This is a genomic window from Brevibacillus reuszeri (assembly GCF_002897295.1).
Taxonomy (GTDB): domain Bacteria; phylum Bacillota; class Bacilli; order Brevibacillales; family Brevibacillaceae; genus Brevibacillus; species Brevibacillus reuszeri_A.
In genome coordinates this window covers 1-1,685 of record NZ_BEXF01000083.1, presented here as the reverse complement: position 1 = coordinate 1,685, position 1,685 = coordinate 1, and the positions used below count along the sequence as shown (strand labels likewise).

Genomic DNA, 1,685 nt, shown 5'->3' with positions numbered 1-1,685 from the left:
AATCATCCTCGTTATCGAAGAATGAGTTATCGTATTGAACAAGTGTAATTTCAGTGATCCGTTCGATGTACCGATTACCTGCTTCATCTCTCTCGTAATGGATATCCCATTTAATGGCTTTGGCAACTGTTTCTTCTGCAATACGTTCATTGTTGAATGCACCAGTTTGAAGTAATGCATCACGATGCCATTTGATAAGATCGTTTGTTGTGGAAGCATGATGAGAAAAAAGTGTGAACAAACTAGCAGCTTGTGTCATCTGTATCATTAGAGAAGCGACTTCTTGACTGGCAACTTCACCCAGAATGTTTACATCTCCATCAGTTTTCTTAGTAAGATTTAGTGCTTCTTGAATTGGTATATCTTTTAGCTCACGAAACGTCATTATATTTCGGAATGAATAAAGTTGCCGAAGATTAAGCTCAAAGATCAATTCCACAATTCGAAGATTTAGAGTTGCATACATGAACTTCATGGATGCCATCATTGATGATGTTTTACCTGAACCTTGTTTTCCAGTGAATGCAGATGTCTGTGCTCCTTGCATCAAGAATCTCAGCATTTTACGAGCCAAAATTGCATTGTCATACTTATCTGGGATTAGATATTCCAGATCCATATTCGGGAGATCAAATTTCCGAACCCAGAATGCCCAAGTTTCTGCAAACGGGGGGCGTACCACAACGACCCTCGAGCCATCTTTCATGTCGTTAACGATGTAGCCGGTTGATTCTGTTAGCGGACCAGGATTATTGTATTTATAGATGTTTTGACAAACACGTTTTAGCTCCAAGTCATTCTCAAATGAGAGAAACGACATGTGAATGGATTTACCTTTGTAGAAAATCCATACGGAGTTAATTCCTTTTTTCGTATTTCTCATATTTCCAACAAACTCGACTTCATGTTCAACTGATTTCATTTTGCTTGGTGCGCCTGAAACACCGCCAGAAACTCCGTCTATTGACATATCTCTAATCTCATCAAGAACGCCAAACCCCTTATACTGCTGATACACTCGCTGCACAACCACGTTCAACTTATCTTTGAAATCCAACGTTCGGATCTCTTTTTTATAAATCATCCGGATCTCTTCACCTGTGATGATGTAAGATTCCGTTTGACCGTCTTCGATGACATATTTAGGTTTGGCCAACTTGTACTTTTCGATCATGTGACTCAAGGCCTTATATCCATGCTCCTTTTTGAAGTGTTGCATGAGAATATCGAATTGATCTTGTTCGGTCAGCCTTTCTGCCTGATCAAAAGGAATAATCCAATTGATATTGCTCTCATTTATCCCATAGTTCCGCTCAAGCAAATCGTAAATGTATTGCTTCAGATAAATTTTTTCCTGAAGATCCCCTGAAATTGCATTTTTCATCGCATTTCGAAGTTCAGTGACGATTGCTAGCCTTCTCTCGTATTCTTCACCTGAAAGCCCCAAATCGATCAAGCTGGTAGTCACGAATTCATTAATTTTGACCTTCGTGTATTCAACTAATACGGGAATGGAGTATAGCCTTGCATTTTCACTATCCCGGTCCTTCTTGACCGTATTCGGCTTTTTCCGTAGAAGATAAAAGAGATATGTGATGAGTCCGCTGATCAATAAAGCAATGATCAGGAGGTTCATAATCTCCATTCATTAAGCCCCTCTTCCACTTTGAATTTGCTTAACTTGC

The 1,685-nt window shown here is 39.4% G+C and carries 1 protein-coding gene; it reads right to left on the bottom strand.

From position 1 onward, the window contains the following. Window positions 1-1,645 (bottom strand): ATPase, T2SS/T4P/T4SS family (locus tag C3B52_RS35415; protein ID WP_103110994.1); only part of this gene is annotated, 1,645 nt, incomplete at its 3' end. Window positions 1,646-1,685 lie beyond the last annotated feature (40 nt).